Here is a 22,386-nt window from a genome sequence, read left to right on the forward strand (position 1 = left end):
GAAATGTTATGACTCTATCAATTTAGTAAACAAAAAAATGGATTGGTATGTTAGTACGATTTGCTAATAAACTATTCCACCATGAAGACATTAAACCTATTTATCGGGTATGTGTATTTCATGGTGGATTTTTTTATGAGAAAAAAGGATAAATTGGCCGCATGAAGGAGTATTCGGCGAGTTTTCTTTATGTAAAAAAAGGGGAGAAAAAACCGTGAAAAATAACATGGTTACAATCACGATTGACGGGAAAGAAGTAATCGCAGAGCAAGGTTCTACAATCTTACAAATCATCAATCAAAATGAAATTAGTCATCCACAAATTTGTTATGTTCCTGAAGTCGATCCAATTCAAACTTGTGATACTTGTATTGTCGAAATTAATGGTGAGCTAAAACGCTCATGTTCGACTGTAGCAATGAGCGGAATGAATATTCAATTGGCTTCACCTAGAGCGAAGGAAGCTCAAACTGAAGCAATGGATCGTTTATTAGAAAATCATTTATTATATTGCACAGTTTGTGATAACAATAATGGAAATTGTAAGCTACATAATACGGTTGAAGAAATGGGCATTGAACATCAAAAGTATCCTTATCAGCCAAAGGTTGCTTCTTGTGAGGTAGACTTGACACATCCTTTTTATCGATATGATCCAAATCAATGTATTGCATGCGGACAATGTGTGGAAGTATGTCAAAATCTTCAAGTAAATGAGACTTTATCAATTGATTGGGAGGCTGAGCGTCCACGTGTCATTTGGGACAAGGGTGTTTCGATTAATGATTCTTCTTGTGTAAGTTGTGGACAATGTGTAACAATTTGTCCTTGTAATGCATTAATGGAAAAATCAATGCTTGGTGAAGCAGGTTTTATGACTGGATTGAATGAAGAATTACTTGATCCAATGATCGATTTAGTCAAAAAAGTAGAGCCTGGATATAGTGGTATTTTTGCAGTTTCAGAAGTTGAAGCAGCAATGCGAGAAACACGTACGAAAAAGACAAAAACCGTTTGTACATTCTGTGGTGTTGGTTGTACTTTCGAGGTTTGGACGAAGGATCGAAAAATCTTAAAAGTTCAACCAAGCTCTGATGCACCAGTCAATGCAATTTCAACTTGTGTAAAAGGTAAATTTGGTTGGGATTTTGTAAATTCCAAAGAGCGAATTACAAAGCCTTTAATTCGAAAAAATGGCGTATTTGTTGAAGCGAGCTGGAATGAAGTACTTGATTTAGTTGCAAGTAAACTTGGTTCCATAAAACAAGAGTATGGTAAAGGTTCTGTAGGATTTATTTCATCTTCGAAAATTACGAATGAAGAAAACTATTTAATTCAGAAGTTGGCACGACAAGTGTTCGAAACAAATAATGTTGATAATTGCTCACGTTACTGTCAATCACCAGCAACAGATGGATTATTCCGCACAGTTGGTATGGGTGGAGATGCAGGAACGATTAAGGATATCGCAAAAGCCGGACTAGTTATGATCGTCGGTGCGAATCCAGCAGAAGGTCATCCTGTACTTGCGACAAGAGTTAAGCGAGCACATAAACTACATGGTCAAAAACTAATTGTTGCTGATCTTCGTAAAAATGAAATGGCAGAACGCTCTGACATCTTTATTAGACCAAAGCAAGGTACAGACCAAGTATGGTTGATGGCTGTAACTAAATATATAATTGACCAAGGCTGGCATGACTTAAAATTCATCTATGAGAATGTTCATTTCTTTGAGGATTTTAAAGTTGTTCTTGAGAAATATACACTTGAATATGCCGAAAGTGTAACTGGAATTTCAAAGGATACGTTAATTCAAATAGCTGAAATGATTCATGAAGCTGATGGAACCTGTATTTTATGGGGTATGGGCGTGACGCAAAACACTGGTGGCTCTGATACATCTGCTGCGATCTCGAACTTACTGCTTGCAACAGGAAACTATAGACGCCCTGGTGCTGGTGCATATCCGCTTCGTGGTCACAATAATGTACAAGGTGCTTGTGATATGGGTACTCTTCCTGGCTGGCTTCCTGGTTACCAACATGTAACGGATGACACGGCCCGCATGAAGTTTGAAAAAGCTTGGGGCGTTGAAATTGGAGGAAAACCTGGTTTAGATAATATCCAAATGCTTCAATCAATCGAAAAAGGCGAAATGAAAGCTATGTACTTAGTTGGTGAAGATATGGCGCTTGTCGATTGTAATGCAAACCACGTACATGAAGTTTTATCAGATTTGGACTTCTTTGTCGTTCAAGATCTCTTCTTCTCAAAAACAGCGCAATATGCGGATGTTATTTTACCTGCTGCGCCATCACTTGAAAAAGAAGGAACATTTACAAATACTGAGCGTCGAGTACAAAGATTATATCAAGCATTACCAACTCTTGGTGAATCGAAGGCTGACTGGTGGATTGTCCAAGAAATTGCAAACCGATTAGGTGCAAATTGGAACTATCAACATCCAAGTGAAATATTCGCTGAAATGGCAAGTTTAGCGCCACTATTCTCACAAGCTAGTTACGAAGTGATGGAAGGCTGGGATAGTTTCCTTTGGGGAAGCTTAGACGGAGCAAGTACGCCACTGCTTTATGAGGATGGTTTTAATTTCCCTGATAAAAAGGCAAGATTTGTTTTAGCTGATTGGATGGAACCTGTTGAGTTTCCTGAAGAGTTTGACCTATTAATTAATAATGGTCGTATGCTTGAGCATTTCCATGAAGGGAATATGACGAATAAATCATACGGTATCCAGTTAAAAGTGCCTGAGATTTTTGTAGAAGTGTCACCAGAGCTTGCGAATGAACGTGGCATTAAAGATGGCTCACTAGTTCGATTAGTATCGCCGTATGGGGCGCTGAAATTACCAGCACTAGTAACGGATCGAGTACAAAAGAATGAGTTGTTCTTACCGATGAATTCAACAAGTAAAGAATCTGCCATCAATTTCTTAACTGGTCCAGCTAAAGATCACCGTACAAATACACCAGCTTATAAACAAACGAAAGTACGGATGGAAGTATTACGTGTAGAAGGTGAAAGTCCGTTGCCAAAGTCGAACCCACGTAATAAAAAGCGCAACCCTCAAAATGGAGTTGAGGTTCAGCGAAAATGGGAACGAAAAGGATATGTCCACTTAACGACAAAATAAAGGGGAATAAAAATGGCACAACCAATCACGACGATTCAAAAATACGAACCAACTAAAGAAGAGCAAAACCAGCAGAAACTTGAGGATTTGAAGCTTTTATTAGCAGAAAATGAAGATTCCTTAAATAAAATATTAAATATCGTTTCTGAATTAAATGATACGGGTGTCCTTGAAGCTGCAAATTCAATGCTACAATCTAAAGAGCAAATTACTAAAATTGCTTTAGGACAAATGAACCGAGAGCCAGTAACGAATATCATAAATAACATTATGGGAGCTGCTGGAGCACTTTCAAGTGTAGACCCAGAGTTAACTACAAAGCTAATCAATTCCGTAACTAAAGGAATCGATGAAGGAAATAAACATCTTGAAAAGGATGATAAAGTAGGGATTTTTGATTTAGTAAAAGTTTTAAAAGATCCCGATGTAAATCGTGCCGTTGGTTTTGGTATTAATTTTCTAAAAGGTATGGGAAAAGGACTAAAAGAATAATAGAAAAAACAATTTGTATTTAATAGAAAAGAGATTAATAATAAGAGATGAACCTTTTAATGAAAAAACAAATTGAAAGGTTTATCTCTTAATGAATATTTTTTTTAACATTTTAAAAATATTTCAAAAAGAAGGGAATCTAATACGATGCTACCAACTGAAGTGAGAAGAAGAATTCTTCGCTTTGAAAATGGTGAAACAAATTATATTGAAGATAGCGTTGTCACAGAATTTCCCGTCACGGTAAAAATCAATGGACAAGAATTTGTTACGATGGTCAGTACTCCAGAATATATTGAGGATATGGTCGTAGGATTTCTAGCATCCGAAGGGGTCATCCGAAAATACGAGGATATTGAAAACATATGGTTCCAAGAAAAAGAAGGATTTGTCCATGTAAAAACAAAGAATATTAATCCATACTATAAAGATATTCAAAGTAAAAGATATATTACATCATGCTGTGGAATGAGTAGACAAGGGTTTGTTTTTGTAAATGATGCATTAACTGCAAAAAAAATGAAAGAAGTGAATGTTCAACTATCATTTCAAGATTGTTTTCGATTAATGAATGAGATGCAACAGTCCGCATTTTTGTTTCATGCAACAGGCGGAGTCCATAATGCTGCTTTATGTGATTTAAATGGGATTGTTTTGAATAGAATGGATATTGGCAGACATAATGCATTAGATAAAATCTATGGTTATTGTCTTAAAAATAATATTCGTATTTCAGATAAAATAATTGTATTTAGTGGAAGGTTATCTTCTGAAATTTTACTAAAAGTAGCTAAAATTGGTTGTGAGGTCATTTTGACTAAATCAGCTCCAACAGAATTAGCTCTTCAATTAGCTGAAGAGTTAGGTATTACGACCGTTGGATTTATTCGAAATCAGTCACTTAATGTTTATACTCATTCAAACCGTATTGTTAAATAAAAACTTGAACAGATTATGAAATAAAAAGAAGTGAGGCAATGGTTATGAAAAATGTTGCATTGGATAAACATCATCGACCTTTACAGGATTTACGTATATCTGTTACCGATCGCTGCAATTTTCGTTGCCGTTATTGTATGCCAGAAGAAATTTTTGGTCAGGACTATTCTTTTTTATCACAAGATAAAATACTATCTTTTGATGAAATTGAAAGATTAACGCGTATTTTTGTATCTTTAGGTGTAAGAAAAATTAGAATTACTGGTGGAGAACCTTTATTACGTAAAAATTTACCTAAACTGATTGAACGATTAAATAAAATAGATGGTGTTGAAGATATCGCACTAACAACGAACGGTACTTTACTTAAAAAGTTTGCAAAAGATTTATATGAAGCTGGTTTAAGAAGAGTGACAGTAAGTATAGATTCTTTAGATGAAGAACGATTTTCCTATATGACTGGTAATCGAGGAAATGTAAAGTCTGTGCTTGAAGGAATACAAGCTGCTTCTGACATCGGAATGAAGGTTAAAATCAATATGGTTGTTCAAAAAGGTAAGAATGAACAAGATATAATCCCGATGGCACAATATTTTAAAGAGAAAAAACATATACTTCGTTTTATTGAGTATATGGATGTTGGAAATTATAACGGCTGGAGACTTGATGAAGTAGTAGCAAAACAAACAATCATCGATCTGATCAATGAAGTCATGCCTTTAGAATTTACAAAAGCTAATTATGTAGGAGAAGTTGCTAATCGATATCGCTACAAAGATAGTGATGATGAAATTGGAATTATTTCATCAGTGACCGATTCATTTTGTTCAACATGCACAAGAGCACGTATATCTGCAGAAGGAAAATTATATACTTGTTTATTTGCAACGAAAGGTTATGATCTAAAAGAATTAGTAAGGACTAACCAAGATGATGAACAAATAAAAGAAATGATTCTTTCGATATGGAGCAATCGAACTGATCGTTATTCAGATGAACGATTAAGTAATACGAAAAAAATGAATGATAAATCATCACATAAAATTGAAATGTCCCATATAGGTGGTTAATCATTACCAATAATAGAAGGTGTGGAGTTTATGCAATTTCTGTATAACGCTCTAACTAAAAATTAGAAAGTGATGATTGGTATCTCTGTTCGTTTAACAGGGAAATTAAGCAGCATTCAGAACTCCTTATATGATGAGGATTTCTTAATGCTGCTTTATTTAATAGAGGGAAAAATAGAAAAGCAGAAAAATTGGTGAGGATACCCGGAGAAAAAATTTTTATCTCTTTCGCTAGGTCCTGCTCTTTAATGGAGGATATCTTATGTCAGAACGTTATTCACGTCAGCAGCTTTTTACTCCGATCGGTGAAAAGGGACAAGAATTAATTAGAAAGAAACATGTTTTAATTGTTGGGGCAGGTGCGTTAGGAAGTGCTAGCGCGGAGGCACTTGTTAGAGCTGGAATCGGAAAGTTAACTTTAATTGACCGAGATTATGTTGAAATGAGTAATTTGCAAAGGCAACAGCTTTATACCGAAGAAGATGCATTTGAGAAATTGCCGAAAGTAATTGCTGCTAAGGGGCGTCTCCAAAAAATAAATTCAGATGTGATCATAAGTGCGCTAGTAATGGATGCAAGTGCGGATAATATGGAAGTCCATTTGAAGGACACTGATGTTATGATTGATGCAACAGATAATTTTGATATTCGTTTTATCATAAATGATTTATCACAGAAATATGAAATTCCGTGGGTTTATGGCTCTTGTGTTGGGAGCCTTGGTATGTGTTGTACGATTCTACCCAGTAAAACTCCTTGTTTAAACTGTATATTAAAAAGTTTACCAGTACCTGGTGTGACATGTGACACAGCCGGAGTCATTAGTCCTGCGGTACAATTAGTGGCGGCATACCAGGTTGCTGAAGTATTAAAACTATTAGTTGAGGATTATTCAGCGGTTAATCCAAAATTCCTTACATTTGATTTATGGAATAATCAGCATTTCTCCTTTAAAGTGACGAAACTCAAATCAGATGATTGCCCTTCATGTGGAACAAATAGGACGTATCCTTATTTAGCCTTTGAAAATCAAACGAAAACAAGTACACTTTGTGGGCGAAACACGGTTCAAATTAGACCTTCAATGACTAAAAGTTATGACTTTAATGAACTAGAAAATCAACTAAAACAACACGGAAAAGTTCAACGAAATCCTTATTTGATCTCTTGTCAGATAGAAGATTATCGATTTGTTGTTTTTCAAGATGGTAGGGTTTTTGTTCATGGCACAAATGATATACAGGAAGCCAAAAAACTATATTATCGTTTATTAGGTTAATAGAGAGAGGATGAATAGAATGGTTGAAAAACGAGTACCACTACCAATCGAAGAAGCAGTTCGTAAAGTGATGAATTTTGCCAAACACGGATCACAAGAAATGGTTTCAATCGATTTAGCATATGGACGAGTATTAGCTGATGATCTAAAAGCTGATCAGGATATACCTGCTTTTGACCGCTCTCCATATGATGGTTTTGCGATTCGGGCTGAAGATACTATTCTTACAAGCAATGAAAATCCAACAATCTTTGAAGTAGTTGGAGAAATCGGAGCTGGCTCAGTTTTTCCAAATGAAGTAGCGCCATTGCATGCCGTTCGTATTATGACAGGAGCTCAAATACCTCAAGGTTGTTCAGCCGTTGTTATGCTTGAATTAGCGAAAGAGATTAAAACTGAAGGTAAAACTTTTATTGAAATTAAACGTTCCTATCAAAAAGGCGATAATATTTCATTCCAAGGGGAAGAAACGCATAAAGGAGATATTCTTGTCAAAAAGGGAACTGAAATTAGCCCAGGTGTGATCGCTTTACTTGCTACATTTGGATATAGTCAAGTTCCTGTAGCGAAAAAGCCAGTCATCGGAGTCATTGCGACAGGGAGTGAGCTTTTAGATGTCGATGAACCGCTCGAACCAGGTAAAATTCGCAATAGTAATTCTTATATGGTTCTTGCTCAAATTCATAAAGCAGGTGCAATCCCTAAATATTTAGGAAAGTTTAGCGATGATTTAGATACTTGTTTTTCAGAAGTTCAAAATGCCTTAGAGCAAGTAGATATACTAATTACGACTGGTGGTGTATCTGTTGGTGATTATGACTATTTACCAGATATTTACGCAAGATTAGGAGCTACCGTTTTATTTAATAAAATTGCAATGCGTCCAGGAAGTGTAACAACAGTAGCGCATTTTGAAAATAAATTATTATTCGGTTTATCTGGTAATCCATCCGCTTGTTTTGTTGGATTTGAGCTATTTGTTAGACCGATTATCCAAACTTATTTATTTAACGAAACACCACATTTAAAAAGGGTAAGTGCAATTTTAGGAGAAAACTTTCCAAAACCAAATCCATTTACAAGATTTGTAAGAGGTAAAATTGTTTATAATGAAGGTCAATTAACAGCAATTCCAGCAGGTTTTGATAAGTCCAGCGCCGTATCTTCACTAGCTTATACGGATGCTTTTATTGTTTTACCTGGAGGAACTAGAAAATATGAAAAAGGTATGTCGGTCGACTTATTATTATTAGAAGACCATGAAGGAAGTAAATGGCCTTGGTATGATTTCATACCCTCATATAAGTAAATAAATAGAACTCTATTAATTTAAGAAAAGTGAAGTGGTTTACTTGGAACAAACATTATTTAAGATTGTCGATACACCTATTGTTGTTGAGGAAGTTTCAGATAAAGTAAAAAGTAGAAATGCAGGAGCAATTACTGTTTTTATTGGTACAGTTAGAGAGTTAACAAAAGGAAAAAAGACTTTGTCGCTAGAGTATCAAGCATATGAATCAATGGCCGTAAAAAAACTTGCCCAAATTGGTGATGAAATCAAGCAAAAATGGCCAGAAGCAATTGTTGCGATTACTCATAGAGTTGGAAGATTAGAAATCAGCGATATTGCCGTTGTTATTGCAGTATCTTCTCCGCACCGTAAAGTAGCTTATGAAGCAAATGAGTACGCAATCGAACGAATTAAACAAATTGTTCCGATTTGGAAAAAAGAGTTTTGGGAAGATGGTACGATGTGGATCGGTGATCAATTAGAAAATACACCATACCAAGAAGGAAAACCAAGTGTGGAGGAATCAAAATGATTAAAGTTTTATTATTTGCTCATTTACGTGAGAAAGCCGGAACGGATGAATTAACAGTGACCGATAAAAATGGAATAAACGTAAAAGCGTTAAAAGACTTGCTAATGAATAACTATGATTTACCACAACTGAATCAGATTATGACTGCAATAAATGAAGAATTTGTAACAGATGAAGAAATTGTAAATGATGGAGATACTGTCGCATTTATTCCACCAGTAAGTGGGGGCTGATGGATTTCATAAAGCTTGAAAGTAGGTAGAATGATGCATAAACATAATGAAAAAGCGATTGTTAACGCAGCGGTTTTAACAGTTAGTGATACTAGAACTGTTGAAAATGACGAGAGCGGTAAACTAATTAAAGCTTTATTAGACGAGCAAAATCATATCGTCCAAGATTATAAAATCATAAAAGATGAAATAGCATTGATCGATTCGATTGTTAGATCATGGAGCGAGGATGAAACGATTCAAGTTATGATCATAACAGGTGGTACTGGTTTTACGAAAAGAGATGTTACATATGAAGCAATTTCAAAAATGCTAGATAAAGAAATGCAAGGATTTGGAGAACTGTTCCGTTCATTAAGTTATACAGAAATCGGTCCAAAGGCTATGTTTAGTAGAGCAATCGCAGGTAGCTTTCATGATAAAGCGATCTACGTAATTCCAGGTTCAAAAAACGCCGTAAATCTAGCAATGACAAAACTAATTTTACCGACATGCCAACATTTTGTTGAAGAATTAAATAGACAATGAACATAGCTGGCATCGTTTTAGCAGGGGGAAAGTCATCCCGTTACGGTAAACCAAAAATGTTTGAAACGTATAAAGACAAATTATTGTATGAATATAGTGTAGAAGCCTTAAAGGAAAATTCGATTTCACCGATTATCATTTCAACGAACGAAAAACTAGTTCCGTATTTTAATAAAAATGATCTAGACTTTGTCATTGAAGGAGAAGCCAAAGAATACCAAGGACCTCTTTATGCGATGTACAATGCATTTTCCAATATACCGAATAAAGACTGGTATTTTATCTTAGCCTGCGACACACCTTTTATTACAGCTGACTTTGTAAAAAATATGATCGAAAGGGCAGCAAATACGAATGTTGATGCAATCGTCCCAATCCAGTCCGATAAACTTCAACCGCTATTTGCGCTCTATCACCGAAATTGTATCGAAAAAATGAAAGAGATTTTAGATAAAAACAATCGAAAAGTTCAGTTATTATTCAAAGAAGTGAATGTAATGACTGTCCAATTTTCAAGTGACGATATCATCTTTAAGAATATCAATAGTCCGCATGACTGGATTTGATTTTTCAAATTTAAGACTTACCTGGAGGGACTCCCATGAGTGAATTTTCACATTGGAATGAAGAAGGAAGACCTAAAATGGTCGATATATCAGAAAAAGAAATCACTACAAGAGTTGCAATTGCGCAAAGTACAATTTCAATCTCAACGGAATTATATGAAGCAATTCAAAATGGATTAATTAAAAAAGGTGATCCACTAAATGTTGCACAAATTGCTGGAATTATGGGAGCTAAAAAAACTTCTGACATTATTCCAATGTGTCACCCAATTGCACTTTCAGGAACTGACTTTACATTCGAATATGTAGAAGCACCTAATGGATATGATTTAATCATTCGTGCGACAGTGAAATGCAGTGGGAAAACTGGAGTTGAAATGGAGGCACTAACAGCTGTAAGTATCGCTGGCCTTACATTTTACGATATGTGCAAAGCCGTTGATAAAAGTATGGTCATAAAAGAAACGTTTTTAGTTCAAAAAAAAGGTGGTAAAAGCGGCGACTTTTTCCATAAATAAGATTGGAACATAAGCTTAATTGATTAGTAGCCTCTACGATCTAATCAATTAAGTTTTCCAATTTTTTATCAAACACAAAAACTGAAATCGCAATATCTTCTTCAACTTTCATATCCGAGAAAAGATTCATAAACTTTGCATCAACGATTTCTTCTAACTTAACTGGATGATTTTTCGCATAGACATCTTGAATCATCTTGGTTCTAGCATTATGAACGATATCACGCCCTTCAGAAGTTTGAGCGATAAATAGCTCAGTAGGTGTAAGATTTCCATACAAAGTTGAAACAGCCATATTTTCAACAAAAACAGTATGGATTCTTTCAGGGCCTTTACCAAACAATTCTTTACGCAGTTTTCGTATATAGTCATTAAATTCATGGATGACTTTAGACATTACATATACCCCTTAACTTAATTTTCGTTTTTCTTATCATAAAACAATGATCAGAAAATTTAAAGAAAAAAACTTTTAGTGAACATTTTCTTAAGGACTTTACTAAATTTAAATTAAAGCAAGTAAAATTAAGTGAAAATAGTCATTTAAATAATCTGTTCCACCATCAATACAAGAATCTATTAAATTGATTTTTGTATTAATGGTGTTTTTTCAGTAGGCTCCTTATAATAAAAGTATTTAATAAAAAGGAAATGAGAGCGATGAAAAAGAACTATTCCATTTTGCAAATAGTAGGCTATCAAAATAGTGGGAAAACAACACTTACTGAAAAGCTCATTAAACAGGCCAATCATCAAGGATTATTAGCTGCTACTATAAAACATCATGGTCATGGCGGTGCGCCTGATTTAGAAATAGATCGTAAAGACAGTAGTCGACACTTGGATGCTGGAGCAATCGTTTCTAGTGTTGAAGGTGATGGAGTCTTACAATTAAGAACAAATTTTATCAATTGGGATTTAACGAAAACAATTGAATTATATCGCTTTTTTTCAACTGATATTATTTTAATTGAAGGTTATAAAAGGGAAAGTTATCCAAAAGTAGTATTAATAAGAAGTGAGGATGATTTAAATTTACTCGATTCATTAACGAATATTATTTGTGTGATCAGCCATTTTGAGATTGAAGAGGGTAGATTGAAAGATTATCAATATTTCCATCTTTGTGATGAAAAAAATTATTTAGATTTCTTGATGAATGAAATGTCAAAAGGTCATTTCATAGAAGATTAAAAATAGATGAATATATGGTTGATTTTGAAATGAGGAGATTAATTGTTAGAAGAGTTTTTAATTCCCCTTAAGATTTCCCTTAAGGTTACGATTGTGGCAGGAGTTATCGTTATTATTTTAGGGACACTAGCTGGAAGAATTCTCTCAATGAAATCATTTAAAGGTAAGACACTTCTAGAAACAATCTTAATGTTACCTTTAGTTCTTCCTCCTACAGTTGTAGGATTTTTACTATTAGTCATTTTCGGAAGACAAAGCTTCGTTGGAAAAATGATTGAATGGTTATTTAAACAGCCAATTGTTTTTACTTGGTGGGGCGCTGTAATTGCATCAATTGTGGTAGCATTTCCGCTTATGTATCAATCTGCAAAAACTGGATTTCAAGGTGTAGACAATGAGATTGAAGAGGCAGCTCGAGTTTGTGGAGCAAGTGAATGGAATGTTTTTTTCTTGATTTCAATTCCACTTTCATTAAAAGCTATTATCTCAGGAAGTATATTAAGCGTTGCAAGAGTACTAGGTGAGTTCGGTGCTACACTAATGTTTGCAGGAAACATACCAGGAAAAACACAAACTGTCCCTACAGCAATTTATTTAGCTATTGATGCTGGAAATATGAAAATGGCTTGGTTATGGGTGCTTTCAATGGTCTTAATTTCTTTTATTATGCTGTTAGTTGTACAACTGAAACAAAAATGATTTTGCAGATTTCTATTGTCTTTAAATAGTATATAATGCTGTATGTAGAGTGTTTTTCCTTTTTATTCCAAAATTTCAGTTTACATAAAATAAAACCCAGTTTTACAATTAAAACTTAAAAAAGAGAGGGTGGAAGGTATGGGAAATAAAGTTGAGTTAATTAATCTTGCAGTAGGATTACCGAGTAAAATGGAATACGGCGAAAACAAAGAAATGATAACGGGAATTTGTAAAGAAGGAATAGAAGAAGTTTACTTATCAAAAGAAGGCTTTAAAGGTGATGGAGTAGCTGACTTAAAACATCACGGTGGACCAGATCGAGCTGTATGTGTGTATCCATATGAACACTACGCACTTTGGGAAAAAGAATTTAATATTAACTTGCCACTTTCAGCATTCGGAGAAAATATTACGGTCACAAATATGTTAGAAAAAGACGTATGCATTGGTGATGTCTACCAAATTGGCGATGCAATTATACAAATTACACAAAGCAGAATACCTTGTGACACAATTACAAGGAGAACGAATGTAGCTCTTAAGAGAATCGTAGAAACCGGTTATACAGGCTACTTATGCCGTGTATTAAAAGAGGGAACAATCAGAAAAGATTCGAAAATAGAATTAATCGAAACTCAAAAAAATAAAGTTTCGGTTCTTTATTGCAACGAGATTTATTTCCATAATCCAAAAAATATTGAAGGAATAAAAGCGATATTAGAAGTTCCTGAGTTAGCTGAGGATTGGAGAATTCGATTAAATAAGCGTTTGGAGAGTTTAGTTTAATATTTTATTATAATTAGAAGTCGCTTGAGTTGGAGCGGCTTCTTTTTATATTAAAATGCTTTTTTTAATTATGCTCTGTTATAGTACCCACGCATATCAGACTGTAAATCACTGTTAATTTATTTGCCTTCGTGCCAAGCTTTTAAGACATTATCTTTTCTTTAGAAACTAAAAATATCTACTATTATAAAGTTGTCATTCACAGACTTAGAAAATCTAATTTTTAAATTCTAGGTTGGTGGTCCTTCAATCTGTTAGATGTGTCTAACAATTGGGGTGCAGTTCATTGATCGACTTTTTATTTTTTCTATTAATTATGTGAAAGTTTAATTACCATTTTGAGCGTAATTGTATAATCAGATCCGACTTATTAATCAAGTGGAATTATTTTAGTGTTTGTTTTTTTATGGAGATGACTTTATTTCATTTATTTATTCATGTCTATGACAATTCGCCCATTGAATCTGCCTTCAAGCATTTCATCGTATATTTCATTTATGTTTTCTAACGCACGTGTTTCTATTATACATTTAACTTTTCCTTCAGCAGTGAACTGCAATGTTTCCTGCAAATCTTTTCGAGTACCGACAATTGACCCAACTACCTTTGTTCCATTTAAAACTGTATCAAAAATTGGAACATCCATAGATTCTGGTGGCAGTCCAACCATAACACATGTACCCCCTCGTCGGATGGATCGATACGCTTGGTCAAAAGCCTTTTTAGCAACAGCTGTACAAACAACTCCGTGTACACCACCAATTTTTCGTTGAATAAAATCTGCAGCATCTTCTTTTAATACGTTTACGACTAAATCAGCTCCGAGTGATTTTGCTAATTCCATCTTTTCATCAGAAGTATCAATTGCAACAAAATTCATACCCATTGCTTTCGCATACTGTAGACCTAGATGTCCTAAACCGCCGACACCAAAAATTGCTACCCATTCACCGGGCTTTACTTCTGAAACTTTGAGTGCCTTATATGTTGTCACACCTGCGCAAAATAGTGGAGCTGCTTCTATAAAATTAAGATTTTCTAGTATTTTCACTACATAATCAGCAGCTGCGACACAATATTCTGCATATCCACCATCTACAGAATATCCAGCGTTTTGTTGGTCTAGACAAAGCGTTTCTCTACCAGTTAAACAGCACTCACAGTATCCACAAGCAGAATACAGCCATGGAACTCCAACTCGGTCACCAGCTTGCAGGTGGGTTACTCCCACGCCAACTTCTTCTACAATCCCTACACCTTCGTGTCCTGGAATAAGAGGGAGCTTGGGTTTTACCGGCCAGGCACCATGAGCAGCATGTAAATCCGTATGACAAACTCCACATGCTTGGATATGAACAAGAATTTCTCTCGGACCAGGTTTTGGTTTAGGAACATCTTCTACTTCCAGTTTTTCTTTAAATTGTTTTACGACTGCTGCTTTCATAATCAAACTCCTTTAGAAAAAAAAATAGAAAAAAGTTCACAAAAGTTATTGCTCTGTTAAATTGTTGATATTTTTTAGTCTTCGATCATTCATATCAATCTGATGAAATTGTGATTCTATCTTTTGTATCTTCTTTAAAATGGTAGGTCTGAGAACCTTTCTTAATAATTTTATTATTTAACCTAAAGGGTTTGGCATTAACGAAAAATGCATCTATTCTAAAATCGTTCTTATTAATTGGTTTTTTGCTTTCATATAAATAGTATGAATTTTCTTCGACTATTGCGTTTTCGTAGTTAATAAATACTGGAGATGTTGCGGAATTACAAATACACTAGTATTCTTAACTGAATTTGCCCCAACTGAAATTTTAATTACATTGTAAGGAATTATTCCATTTTTGTTATCAAAACTTGAAAATGTTTTATTACTCAAATTAAGAGTTTTCAAGTATATCTTGTTGCTCTGTATATCTTAATGTTTTCTTTTAATAAAACTAAATTTTGAGAGATCATTATGGCTGTAGAATTATTATGAAACCTGAGCCATATATATATAAAAGTATCACATAGTGCAGCTGTAACAGTCGCAGGAAGTGCTCCAATTATCATATCCAAAATGTAAATGGCTATCATGCACGCTTAAGTCAATGGATGAATCGTTTTAAGGAGTAGTCTTTCCACCAAGGTACAGATAAATCATACGTGTTTCTGCCGCATATAACGGAACCAAGCATTTTTCCGCCTTTTGAAAATATTTTATCAGTTTCTGCGCTTCCATTAGACATCCAATTATGTAAAGCTAACCCGCCAATACCTAACTCATTTGAGTAATAATTTTATATTTTTCGAATTGAACAAAATTTCATTTCTATATTTACATTTGTTCAATTTGGATTTACTATATAGTCATTGAGGTGAATATCTTTTACCTCTTCATGTGAAATATATCACAAACAATTAACGAAATTCCGAAGTAAATTACAAAAATCTAGGAGGTATTACGGCTATGCAAGAGATTTTAATGAGTTTAATCGCTGGATTAATTTGTGGAATCGCTTTCACATTATTAAAATTACCAATACCAGCACCACCAGTATTCAGTGCAATTTGCGGAATCGTTGGTGTGTTTGGTGGAATGAAATTAGTTCAGTTGTTTATATAGGGAGAATAAATAGTGATCAAGAAAGCGCTTTATGAAATAAAACAAGAGAACATCACTCATAAAGGAACACTACAAGTTCTTTTAAAACGAGCGAAAACGAAACATGATCAAGAACAAGTTTATGCAATCTTAACTTTAATCAATCAGATTGAAAAGCATGTTGAATTATTAGACGAACAAATCAGATATCAACGATAAAACAACTTAGAGGAGGAACAACATGTCGATTCTAATCGCAATATTAGGAATTGTAATGTTACTAGGCGTTGCATTTTTAATGTCAAATGATAAGAAAAACATCAACTATCGTGGGATCGTAGTGATGGCTGGGATTCAGATAGGAATTGCTTGGTTTATGCTTAACACATCCATCGGAAAAGCAGTCTTACAAAAAGTAGTGAACGTGTTCAACAAAATCTTATCTTTCGGACATGAAGGTATCTCATTTGTTTTCGGTGATTTATCAACAAAAGGTTATTTCTTTGTAAACGTTTTAATGATGATTATTTTCGTAACAGCATTATTAGGAATTGCAACCTATACAAGAATCTTACCACTAGCAATTAAATACATCGGTGGTGCCGTATCAAAAATTACAGGATTACCAAAAATCGAATCATTCGTAGCCGTTAACTCGATGGTATTCGGTGATACAACTGCCATCTTATCCGTACAATCTCAAGTTCACAAATTATCACCAAACCGATTATTTGTCGTCGTAACATCTTCGCTAGTAGCAGTATCATGCTCAATCTTAGGGGCATACATGCAAATGATTCCTGCAGAGTTCGTTCTAGTAGCACTACCAATCAACGTATTCTCTGGGCTGATTATGAGTTCAATCGTAACGCCAGTAAAAGTTGAAGGGAAAGAAGACGAAATTGACATCAAAGAAATGATTCCCGAAAAATCTCTGTTCGAAGCTATTGGCAACTGGGCATTATTGGGAGGGAAAACAGCGTTAATCGTAGGTGCTATGTTAATCACTTACATCGGTTTATTAGCAGGTCTTAACTTCATCTTAAGCTCTACTATTGGTTTAACATTCCAAGAGCTTATCGGTTATATATTTGCACCGATTGCTTACATGATGGGTATAGATTCGAGTGAAATCTTACGAGCAGGTTCAGTAATGGGGACTAAAGTTTCTGCAAATGAATTTGTGGCAATGTTAGACTTCATGAAGATGATTCCTAGTTTAGATCATAAAACAGTTGGTATTGTATCAGCATTCTTAGTATCATTTGCAAACTTCTCTTCAATCGGAATTATCTTAGGTTGCTTACAGGCTATCGATGGTAACCAGTCTAAAGTAATGGCTAAGATGGGTTTAAAAGTACTTTTAGTTGCAACAATGGGTTCAGTTATGACAGGGACAATCGTGGGAATATTTTTATAAAAAAGGAGAACTATCATTATACATGAAATATTATTGGCTTTACTAGCAGGAGTTATAGTAGAAGCATTATTTACTCTAATTAAACTTCCAATTCCAGCTCCACCAGTACTGAGTGGAATTATGGGTATCGTTGGTGTATATTCCGGAGCTAAATTAGTAGAAATTATTACAACGAAATTTTTTAAATATTGTATTTCAATTTGTTGCACTTATTCTTAATAAATCAAATTCCAAAAACAATTTGCTGATATAGGAGCCACATTTTCTGAGAATTTTGAGATTAAAATGCCCTCAGGGTTAACAAGTTTTTTTAAAGAAAATGAGATAAGGTGGAATTGAAATGAATAAACAAAATATCGACAAAGCAGCATCTTTTATAAAAGAGAAAATTAACAAACAACCTAAAATTGGATTGATTCTAGGATCAGGTTTAGGCGTTCTAGTAGATGAAATCGAAAATCAAGAAAAAATACCTTTTCATACTATTCCTGAATTCGCTACATCAACTGTAGAAGGTCATGAAGGACAACTAGTATTCGGTAATATTCACGATATAGAAGTAGTAGCAATGCAAGGTAGAGTTCACTTTTATGAAGGTTACAGCATGGAAAAAGTAACTTTCCCAATCCGTATTATGAAGGAGTTAGGTGTTGAAATACTAATCGTTACAAATGCAGCTGGTGGTGTAAATACATCATTCATGCCAGGTGATTTAATGTTGATAACTGATCATATTAACTTTACAGGAACTAACCCTTTAATTGGACCAAACAATCCGGAATTAGGTGTTCGTTTTGTAGATATGTCTTATCCATATGATCGTGATCTTCAAGAACTAGCAAAAAGTGCAGCGAAAGATGTAAATGTTAAACTTCAAGAAGGAGTTTATGTTGCATTAACAGGACCTTCTTATGAAACACCAGCTGAAATTCGTATGTTCAGAACTTTAGGTGCTGATGCAGTAGGAATGTCAACTGTTTCTGAAGTAATTGTTGCACGTCACGCTGAAATAAGAGTTATTGGTATTTCTTGTATTTCTAATATGGCAGCTGGTATTTTAGATCAACCATTAAACCATGAAGAAGTAATTGAAACAACCCAAAGAGTGAGAACACAATTTTTATCATTAGTAAAAGAGATTGTTCGTAAAATGGGGTAATGAAAAATAAAAAAAGTTCTGTATTATGCTTAGTATCCCCTTTTTGTATAAACCTTTGGTTTTAAATCTATGTAATTTGAATGGAGAGTTTCAAATATGAGAATGGTAGACTTAATTGAAAAAAAACGTGATGGAAATACATTAACTACAGAAGAGATTAATTTTGTTATTAATGGCTTTACTGATGGAAATGTTCCTGACTATCAAATGAGTGCTTTCGCTATGACAATATTTTTAAAAGGAATGACAGAGAAAGAATATAGTGATTTAACAATGGCTATGGTTCATTCTGGAGATACAATTGATCTTTCTAATATTGAAGGAGTTAAAGTTGATAAACATTCAACAGGTGGTGTTGGTGATACAACTACACTTGTTCTCGGACCATTAGTTGCTTCATTAGATATTCCTGTTGCTAAAATGAGTGGACGTGGCTTAGGACATACTGGGGGAACAATCGATAAATTAGAGGCAGTTGCTGGTTTCCACGTTGAATTAACTGAAGAAGAATTTACAAAACAAGTAAATGATATTAAATTAGCAGTTATTGGACAAACAGGTGATTTAACTCCAGCTGATAAAAAGTTATACGCACTTCGTGATGTAACAGCAACTGTAAATTCAATACCATTAATTTCAAGCTCGATTATGAGTAAGAAAATCGCAGCTGGTGCTGATGCAATCGTTTTAGATGTTAAAACTGGTGCAGGTGCATTTATGAAAGATATTGAGGAAGCACGTGAATTAGCTAGAGCAATGGTTAAGATTGGAAATAATGTTGGAAGAAAAACTGTAGCAGTTATTTCTGACATGAGTCAGCCTTTAGGAAATGCAATTGGAAATGCTTTAGAAGTTAAGGAAGCGATTGACACATTAAAAGGCAAAGGTCCAAAAGATCTTGAAGAACTATGCTTAATCTTAGGCAGCCAAATGGTAGTTTTAGCTAAAAAAGCTGAAACTTTAGAAGAAGCAAGAGCAAAACTTATTGATAACATGAAAAATGGTAAGGCTCTAGAAGTATTTAAAGCTTTCTTAGTAGCTCAAGGTGGAGATGGCTCTATTGTAGATGATCCATCAAAACTACCTCAAGCAAAATTTGTACAAGAAGTTGTTGCACAACAAGATGGTTTTGTTTCTCAAATCGTTGCTGATGCTGTAGGTACTGCAGCAATGAAATTAGGTGCAGGGCGTGCAACGAAGGAATCTGTTATTGATTTAGCTGTTGGTTTAATACTTAACAAGAAAGTCGGCGAATCAGTTAAGAAAGGTGATTCTTTAGTTACAGTTTATTCTAATACGGATGATATTAATGAAGTAGAAAAAGATTTATTAGAAAATATTATTATTACTTCTAAAAAAGCAGAAGAACCCACATTAGTTTATGACTTAATTATGGAAGCATAAAATAAAATATTAAAAAGGCTATTCGTTAATTTTGGCATTAATAGACAATCGCAAGCAAATTCTACAACAAAAAAAAATCAGAGTTGGAACGACGATTAAAACTGGCATCAATGAATAAATACGTTTTAAAAATTGTTGAACAATTAAATCGTTTAGAAAAAAACAACATTAAAATTTTATGGATTGAATAGAAATTTTGAGTTTATAAACACAAAAATTAAATAAATATTCAGGGCAACTAATTTGATTAGTTGCCTTTTTAATAAAAAAATATTCGAATACGGAAATTCAAGAATTCCTTGAAGGAACCGAATTGTTATCGATATTACTCTGAGTGACCTACGTATTGATTACAACGAAACACTACCGTTTCGTTCATTATTAATATTCTGCCAGTTTGAGCAACAAGAAAGTAGGGAAATCTCTCACGAGACTTCCTCCGGGTAGAAGGGTCGCTCAATTAGCGACCCAGACCCCCACAGAACCCGGCGTGCAGATTTCCCGCACCGGGCTCTTCAGAAATTGCTTCACAGTTTTGCGTACATCTTCAATTCCAAAAATGGAATTGAAAGTTTAGGTCGCTCTAGAGGGAAAATCGATTTAATCTGGTTAAATTTCTCCCAAGTTATATAACTCTTTTGACTTCTACTACTTAACATTTTTCTCCAGTAACGTTCCGTTATTTTATAGATTTTAGTTATTGTCCAAAGATTAAACTCAACTATTAAAAATACTTTTAAAAATTAAAAGAAAGTATGTACCGATAATAGCATTAGTATTGGCATTATGTATTTCAGTTTTTATAAGCCATCGACATCATCTTTTCGCTGGTATTTTTATGGGTTGGTTTTACGGCTATGCCGCTATCGGTTCTTATTCTTCTTTAAAAACTGCCACAATGTCTTTTAGAAGTGAAAATAATGAAGATTAATTTTAAAAATTCGTTTGTACAATAATATATTACATAAAAAAGTTCCTTTTTTAATAATTTTAAAGTCAAGTAATTAATAAAACCATTTATATAGAAGTGTTTTTATTTAATGTCATACATTTTAGACAAAAAAGAAGGATAGGAAAGAAGAATTAATTTCTTCATTTTCTATCCTTTTTTGTACTACCTCATTAACTACAATAACATTTTTAGTACTTTATTGAACTAACCCAAGCTTTCGTTGAATATGAATGTTTATGCATTGACTAATAACTGCCCCATCCGTTGAGGAAATTAAAAAGACCTGGCAAGACGGAATCCAAGGTCGTCTATGCAAAATAACGGGTGGCTACGACGACGACATGAAGCACCACAACCTCTAGCTACCTCTGCCCAGCTACCACCTCGAAAAATTCGGTAGGACCCATAGACTTGTTCATCATATAAATCCCAACACCACTCCCAAACATTTCCTAACATATCATACAGACCCCATGCATTCGGTTCCTTTTTTCCTACTTCATGGATTTTATCTCCAGAATTTTCATTATACCAGGCAATTTTATCAAGTTCACCGTATCTGTAACCAGTCGTCCCTGCTTTACACGCATATTGCCACTCGGCTTCTGTAGGAAGTCTATAGCCATCTGATTCCCAATCACAAAATATGCTTTCGCCATCATAACTTATTGAATAACACTCTTGCAGTCCTGCTTTCTGTGAAAGTAGATTACAAAAAGAAATTGCATCATTCCAAGAAATATTCACAACTGGTTTTAGATCTCTGTCAAAAGTATTAAGTGATTTATTTGTTATAGTATTGTATAAACCCTTAGTTACAGGATACTGGGCAAGAAGAAATGGTCTTATTTCAGTTTTCCATTTACTTTTTATTCTATCGTCTCTTAATTCTATATCTCCCCTTGGAATTTTTACCATTTGAAAGTCAATGTAACTCTTAATTTCATTTGACACTCTGCCTTCCTCCTAATGATCATGATTTAATAAAAATCACCTCGTTAAGAACCATAAAATCAATTCAAAAATCACGTTGGTTTTTTGTAGATAAAAATCCGTTAGAAAAATAAAAAAGACTGCAAAGCAACATATTCATTATTTAACTAATTGGCAGTTCAGTTGCTTAAGGATTTAGAGTGTATAATGGGAGTATGCTAGAAAATTCGCTTATTCACTTATTTAGAAGAACATTGTTTTAAATGTAATATGAAATTAAATAATAAGGAGAGAAGGAATTTTGAAGAAAAGTCTAAGGAATTGGTTAATTTGGGGTAATATCAATAGTTTAATTTTCATATACTCATCATCTATATCGTATCAAAATCATATTTCTAATGCTTTGTACACTATAAAAGATAATGAAGAAACGATTAAGGGGATTAGTCAAAATCTATTTTCAACAAATATAATTACAACTCAAGGAACACAGACAATTACCAATACACCTATGGTAATTGGTTTTCTTGCGATATGCTTTAATATTTTTATTCTTTTGACTTCAATGATTAATCGTAAGGTACTAAAAAAGGGAACATATAATGTTGAAGTAGATGAAAAAAGTTAATAACTAATTCAACGCATGCATT

At 34.1% G+C, this 22,386-nt stretch carries 24 protein-coding genes and 1 pseudogene; 22 read left to right on the forward strand and 3 right to left on the reverse strand.

All coding sequences use genetic code 11. The features are described 5' to 3' along the window. The first annotated feature begins 226 nt into the window (after positions 1-226). The 11 genes from fdhF to moaC all read left to right on the forward strand — a co-directional run bounded on the left by fdhF (position 227) and on the right by moaC (position 10,602). Positions 227-3,154, forward strand: coding sequence for a formate dehydrogenase subunit alpha (fdhF, locus tag ACFVR2_RS02385; protein ID WP_387360422.1), 2,928 nt, complete (start codon positions 227-229; stop codon positions 3,152-3,154). A 12-nt stretch (positions 3,155-3,166) separates the two neighbouring features. Then, on the forward strand, positions 3,167-3,646 hold the full coding sequence (locus ACFVR2_RS02390; protein ID WP_387358584.1) for a helical membrane plugin domain-containing protein: 480 nt from the start codon (positions 3,167-3,169) through the stop codon (positions 3,644-3,646). Positions 3,647-3,793: 147 nt separating this feature from the next. Next, on the forward strand, positions 3,794-4,585 hold the full coding sequence (gene fdhD, locus ACFVR2_RS02395) for a formate dehydrogenase accessory sulfurtransferase FdhD (RefSeq protein ID WP_387358586.1): 792 nt from the start codon (positions 3,794-3,796) through the stop codon (positions 4,583-4,585). A 44-nt stretch (positions 4,586-4,629) separates the two neighbouring features. Further along, the gene (moaA, locus tag ACFVR2_RS02400; RefSeq protein ID WP_387358588.1) at positions 4,630-5,655 is read left to right on the forward strand and encodes a GTP 3',8-cyclase MoaA; all 1,026 of its coding nucleotides are present in this window, start codon (positions 4,630-4,632) and stop codon (positions 5,653-5,655) included. Between the two features lie 262 nt (positions 5,656-5,917). Then, entirely contained in the window at positions 5,918-6,934 is a 1,017-nt protein-coding gene (locus ACFVR2_RS02405; protein ID WP_387358590.1) for a molybdopterin-synthase adenylyltransferase MoeB, read from the forward strand. 19 nt (positions 6,935-6,953) lie between these two features. After that, positions 6,954-8,243, forward strand: a complete 1,290-nt coding sequence (locus ACFVR2_RS02410; RefSeq protein ID WP_387358592.1) for a molybdopterin molybdotransferase MoeA — start codon at positions 6,954-6,956, stop codon at positions 8,241-8,243. 43 nt (positions 8,244-8,286) lie between these two features. Continuing rightward, entirely contained in the window at positions 8,287-8,757 is a 471-nt protein-coding gene (locus ACFVR2_RS02415) for a molybdenum cofactor biosynthesis protein MoaE (RefSeq protein ID WP_387358594.1), read from the forward strand. Then, the gene (moaD, locus tag ACFVR2_RS02420) at positions 8,754-8,990 is read left to right on the forward strand and encodes a molybdopterin converting factor subunit 1 (protein WP_387358596.1); all 237 of its coding nucleotides are present in this window, start codon (positions 8,754-8,756) and stop codon (positions 8,988-8,990) included. Before ACFVR2_RS02415 ends, moaD begins: the two co-directional genes overlap by 4 nt. A 33-nt stretch (positions 8,991-9,023) precedes the next feature. Then, on the forward strand, positions 9,024-9,518 hold the full coding sequence (locus ACFVR2_RS02425; protein ID WP_387358598.1) for a MogA/MoaB family molybdenum cofactor biosynthesis protein: 495 nt from the start codon (positions 9,024-9,026) through the stop codon (positions 9,516-9,518). Further along, positions 9,515-10,084, forward strand: a complete 570-nt coding sequence (locus ACFVR2_RS02430) for a molybdenum cofactor guanylyltransferase (RefSeq protein WP_387358600.1) — start codon at positions 9,515-9,517, stop codon at positions 10,082-10,084. The genes ACFVR2_RS02425 and ACFVR2_RS02430 overlap by 4 nt, the downstream gene beginning before the upstream one ends. A gap of 35 nt (positions 10,085-10,119) precedes the next feature. Beyond that, a complete protein-coding gene (moaC, locus tag ACFVR2_RS02435) occupies positions 10,120-10,602 on the forward strand; it encodes a cyclic pyranopterin monophosphate synthase MoaC (protein ID WP_335413623.1) in 483 nt (160 codons plus the stop codon). 40 nt (positions 10,603-10,642) lie between these two features. Here the strand turns inward: moaC and ACFVR2_RS02440 are convergent, their stop codons facing one another. Beyond that, positions 10,643-10,999, reverse strand: a complete 357-nt coding sequence (locus ACFVR2_RS02440; RefSeq protein ID WP_387358603.1) for a Na-translocating system protein MpsC family protein — start codon at positions 10,997-10,999, stop codon at positions 10,643-10,645. Positions 11,000-11,262: 263 nt separating this feature from the next. Between ACFVR2_RS02440 and mobB the strand changes: the two genes are divergently transcribed. The 3 genes from mobB to ACFVR2_RS02455 all read left to right on the forward strand — a co-directional run bounded on the left by mobB (position 11,263) and on the right by ACFVR2_RS02455 (position 13,281). After that, entirely contained in the window at positions 11,263-11,796 is a 534-nt protein-coding gene (gene mobB / locus ACFVR2_RS02445; protein ID WP_387358605.1) for a molybdopterin-guanine dinucleotide biosynthesis protein B, read from the forward strand. Positions 11,797-11,838: 42 nt separating this feature from the next. Further along, complete coding sequence (gene modB, locus ACFVR2_RS02450) at positions 11,839-12,495, forward strand: molybdate ABC transporter permease subunit (protein ID WP_387358607.1); 657 nt, start codon at positions 11,839-11,841, stop codon at positions 12,493-12,495. Between the two features lie 138 nt (positions 12,496-12,633). Then, positions 12,634-13,281 carry an MOSC domain-containing protein gene (locus ACFVR2_RS02455; RefSeq protein ID WP_387358609.1) on the forward strand — a complete coding sequence of 216 codons (648 nt, stop codon included), beginning with the start codon at positions 12,634-12,636 and terminating at the stop codon, positions 13,279-13,281. Positions 13,282-13,708: 427 nt separating this feature from the next. On the opposite strand, the gene adhP is transcribed toward ACFVR2_RS02455, so the two are convergent. Then, positions 13,709-14,725: an alcohol dehydrogenase AdhP gene (adhP, locus tag ACFVR2_RS02460; RefSeq protein WP_387358611.1), complete on the reverse strand. Its 1,017-nt coding sequence runs from the start codon at positions 14,723-14,725 to the stop codon at positions 13,709-13,711. Positions 14,726-15,733: 1,008 nt separating this feature from the next. On the opposite strand from adhP, the gene ACFVR2_RS02465 reads away from it, so the two are divergent. The 7 genes and pseudogenes from ACFVR2_RS02465 to ACFVR2_RS02495 all read left to right on the forward strand — a co-directional run. After that, a complete protein-coding gene (locus ACFVR2_RS02465; protein WP_387358613.1) occupies positions 15,734-15,889 on the forward strand; it encodes a XapX domain-containing protein in 156 nt (51 codons plus the stop codon). 12 nt (positions 15,890-15,901) lie between these two features. Continuing rightward, entirely contained in the window at positions 15,902-16,087 is a 186-nt protein-coding gene (locus ACFVR2_RS02470; RefSeq protein ID WP_387358615.1) for a hypothetical protein, read from the forward strand. Positions 16,088-16,109: 22 nt separating this feature from the next. Next, positions 16,110-17,288, forward strand: coding sequence for a NupC/NupG family nucleoside CNT transporter (locus ACFVR2_RS02475; RefSeq protein WP_387358617.1), 1,179 nt, complete (start codon positions 16,110-16,112; stop codon positions 17,286-17,288). Positions 17,289-17,321: 33 nt separating this feature from the next. Beyond that, the gene (locus ACFVR2_RS02480) at positions 17,322-17,507 is read left to right on the forward strand and encodes a XapX domain-containing protein (RefSeq protein WP_387358619.1); all 186 of its coding nucleotides are present in this window, start codon (positions 17,322-17,324) and stop codon (positions 17,505-17,507) included. Positions 17,508-17,628: 121 nt separating this feature from the next. After that, positions 17,629-18,447: a purine-nucleoside phosphorylase gene (locus ACFVR2_RS02485; protein WP_387358621.1), complete on the forward strand. Its 819-nt coding sequence runs from the start codon at positions 17,629-17,631 to the stop codon at positions 18,445-18,447. A gap of 96 nt (positions 18,448-18,543) precedes the next feature. Continuing rightward, entirely contained in the window at positions 18,544-19,851 is a 1,308-nt protein-coding gene (locus ACFVR2_RS02490; protein ID WP_387358623.1) for a pyrimidine-nucleoside phosphorylase, read from the forward strand. 715 nt (positions 19,852-20,566) lie between these two features. After that, positions 20,567-20,782 (forward strand): annotated as a pseudogene (locus ACFVR2_RS02495) (hypothetical protein); the annotation flags it as partial. Positions 20,783-21,076: 294 nt separating this feature from the next. Here the strand turns inward: ACFVR2_RS02495 and ACFVR2_RS02500 are convergent. Then, positions 21,077-21,721 (reverse strand): formylglycine-generating enzyme family protein, encoded by a 645-nt coding sequence (locus tag ACFVR2_RS02500; protein ID WP_387360424.1) that lies wholly within the window; start codon positions 21,719-21,721, stop codon positions 21,077-21,079. A 316-nt stretch (positions 21,722-22,037) separates the two neighbouring features. Between ACFVR2_RS02500 and ACFVR2_RS02505 the strand changes: the two genes are divergently transcribed. Next, complete coding sequence (locus tag ACFVR2_RS02505) at positions 22,038-22,364, forward strand: hypothetical protein (RefSeq protein WP_387358625.1); 327 nt, start codon at positions 22,038-22,040, stop codon at positions 22,362-22,364. Positions 22,365-22,386: the final 22 nt, after the last annotated feature.

The sequence above is a fragment of the Gottfriedia sp. NPDC057991 genome, assembly GCF_042886615.1.
GTDB lineage: Bacteria > Bacillota > Bacilli > Bacillales > Bacillaceae_G > Gottfriedia.

Excerpts from the sequence above, each read along its gene's own strand:
- fdhF (WP_387360422.1), top strand. The coding sequence starts at position 227 with ATGGTTACAATCACGATTGACGGGAAAGAAGTAATCGCAGAGCAAGGT.
- ACFVR2_RS02390 (WP_387358584.1), top strand. The coding sequence starts at position 3,167 with ATGGCACAACCAATCACGACGATTCAAAAATACGAACCAACTAAAGAA.
- fdhD (WP_387358586.1), top strand. The coding sequence starts at position 3,794 with ATGCTACCAACTGAAGTGAGAAGAAGAATTCTTCGCTTTGAAAATGGT.
- moaA (WP_387358588.1), top strand. The coding sequence starts at position 4,630 with ATGAAAAATGTTGCATTGGATAAACATCATCGACCTTTACAGGATTTA.
- ACFVR2_RS02405 (WP_387358590.1), top strand. The coding sequence starts at position 5,918 with ATGTCAGAACGTTATTCACGTCAGCAGCTTTTTACTCCGATCGGTGAA.
- ACFVR2_RS02410 (WP_387358592.1), top strand. The coding sequence starts at position 6,954 with ATGGTTGAAAAACGAGTACCACTACCAATCGAAGAAGCAGTTCGTAAA.
- moaD (WP_387358596.1), top strand. The coding sequence starts at position 8,754 with ATGATTAAAGTTTTATTATTTGCTCATTTACGTGAGAAAGCCGGAACG.
- ACFVR2_RS02425 (WP_387358598.1), top strand. The coding sequence starts at position 9,024 with ATGCATAAACATAATGAAAAAGCGATTGTTAACGCAGCGGTTTTAACA.
- ACFVR2_RS02430 (WP_387358600.1), top strand. The coding sequence starts at position 9,515 with ATGAACATAGCTGGCATCGTTTTAGCAGGGGGAAAGTCATCCCGTTAC.
- moaC (WP_335413623.1), top strand. The coding sequence starts at position 10,120 with ATGAGTGAATTTTCACATTGGAATGAAGAAGGAAGACCTAAAATGGTC.
- ACFVR2_RS02440 (WP_387358603.1), bottom strand. The coding sequence starts at position 10,999 with ATGTCTAAAGTCATCCATGAATTTAATGACTATATACGAAAACTGCGT.
- mobB (WP_387358605.1), top strand. The coding sequence starts at position 11,263 with ATGAAAAAGAACTATTCCATTTTGCAAATAGTAGGCTATCAAAATAGT.
- ACFVR2_RS02455 (WP_387358609.1), top strand. The coding sequence starts at position 12,634 with ATGGGAAATAAAGTTGAGTTAATTAATCTTGCAGTAGGATTACCGAGT.
- adhP (WP_387358611.1), bottom strand. The coding sequence starts at position 14,725 with ATGAAAGCAGCAGTCGTAAAACAATTTAAAGAAAAACTGGAAGTAGAA.
- ACFVR2_RS02465 (WP_387358613.1), top strand. The coding sequence starts at position 15,734 with ATGCAAGAGATTTTAATGAGTTTAATCGCTGGATTAATTTGTGGAATC.
- ACFVR2_RS02475 (WP_387358617.1), top strand. The coding sequence starts at position 16,110 with ATGTCGATTCTAATCGCAATATTAGGAATTGTAATGTTACTAGGCGTT.
- ACFVR2_RS02485 (WP_387358621.1), top strand. The coding sequence starts at position 17,629 with ATGAATAAACAAAATATCGACAAAGCAGCATCTTTTATAAAAGAGAAA.
- ACFVR2_RS02490 (WP_387358623.1), top strand. The coding sequence starts at position 18,544 with ATGAGAATGGTAGACTTAATTGAAAAAAAACGTGATGGAAATACATTA.
- ACFVR2_RS02500 (WP_387360424.1), bottom strand. The coding sequence starts at position 21,721 with ATGGTAAAAATTCCAAGGGGAGATATAGAATTAAGAGACGATAGAATA.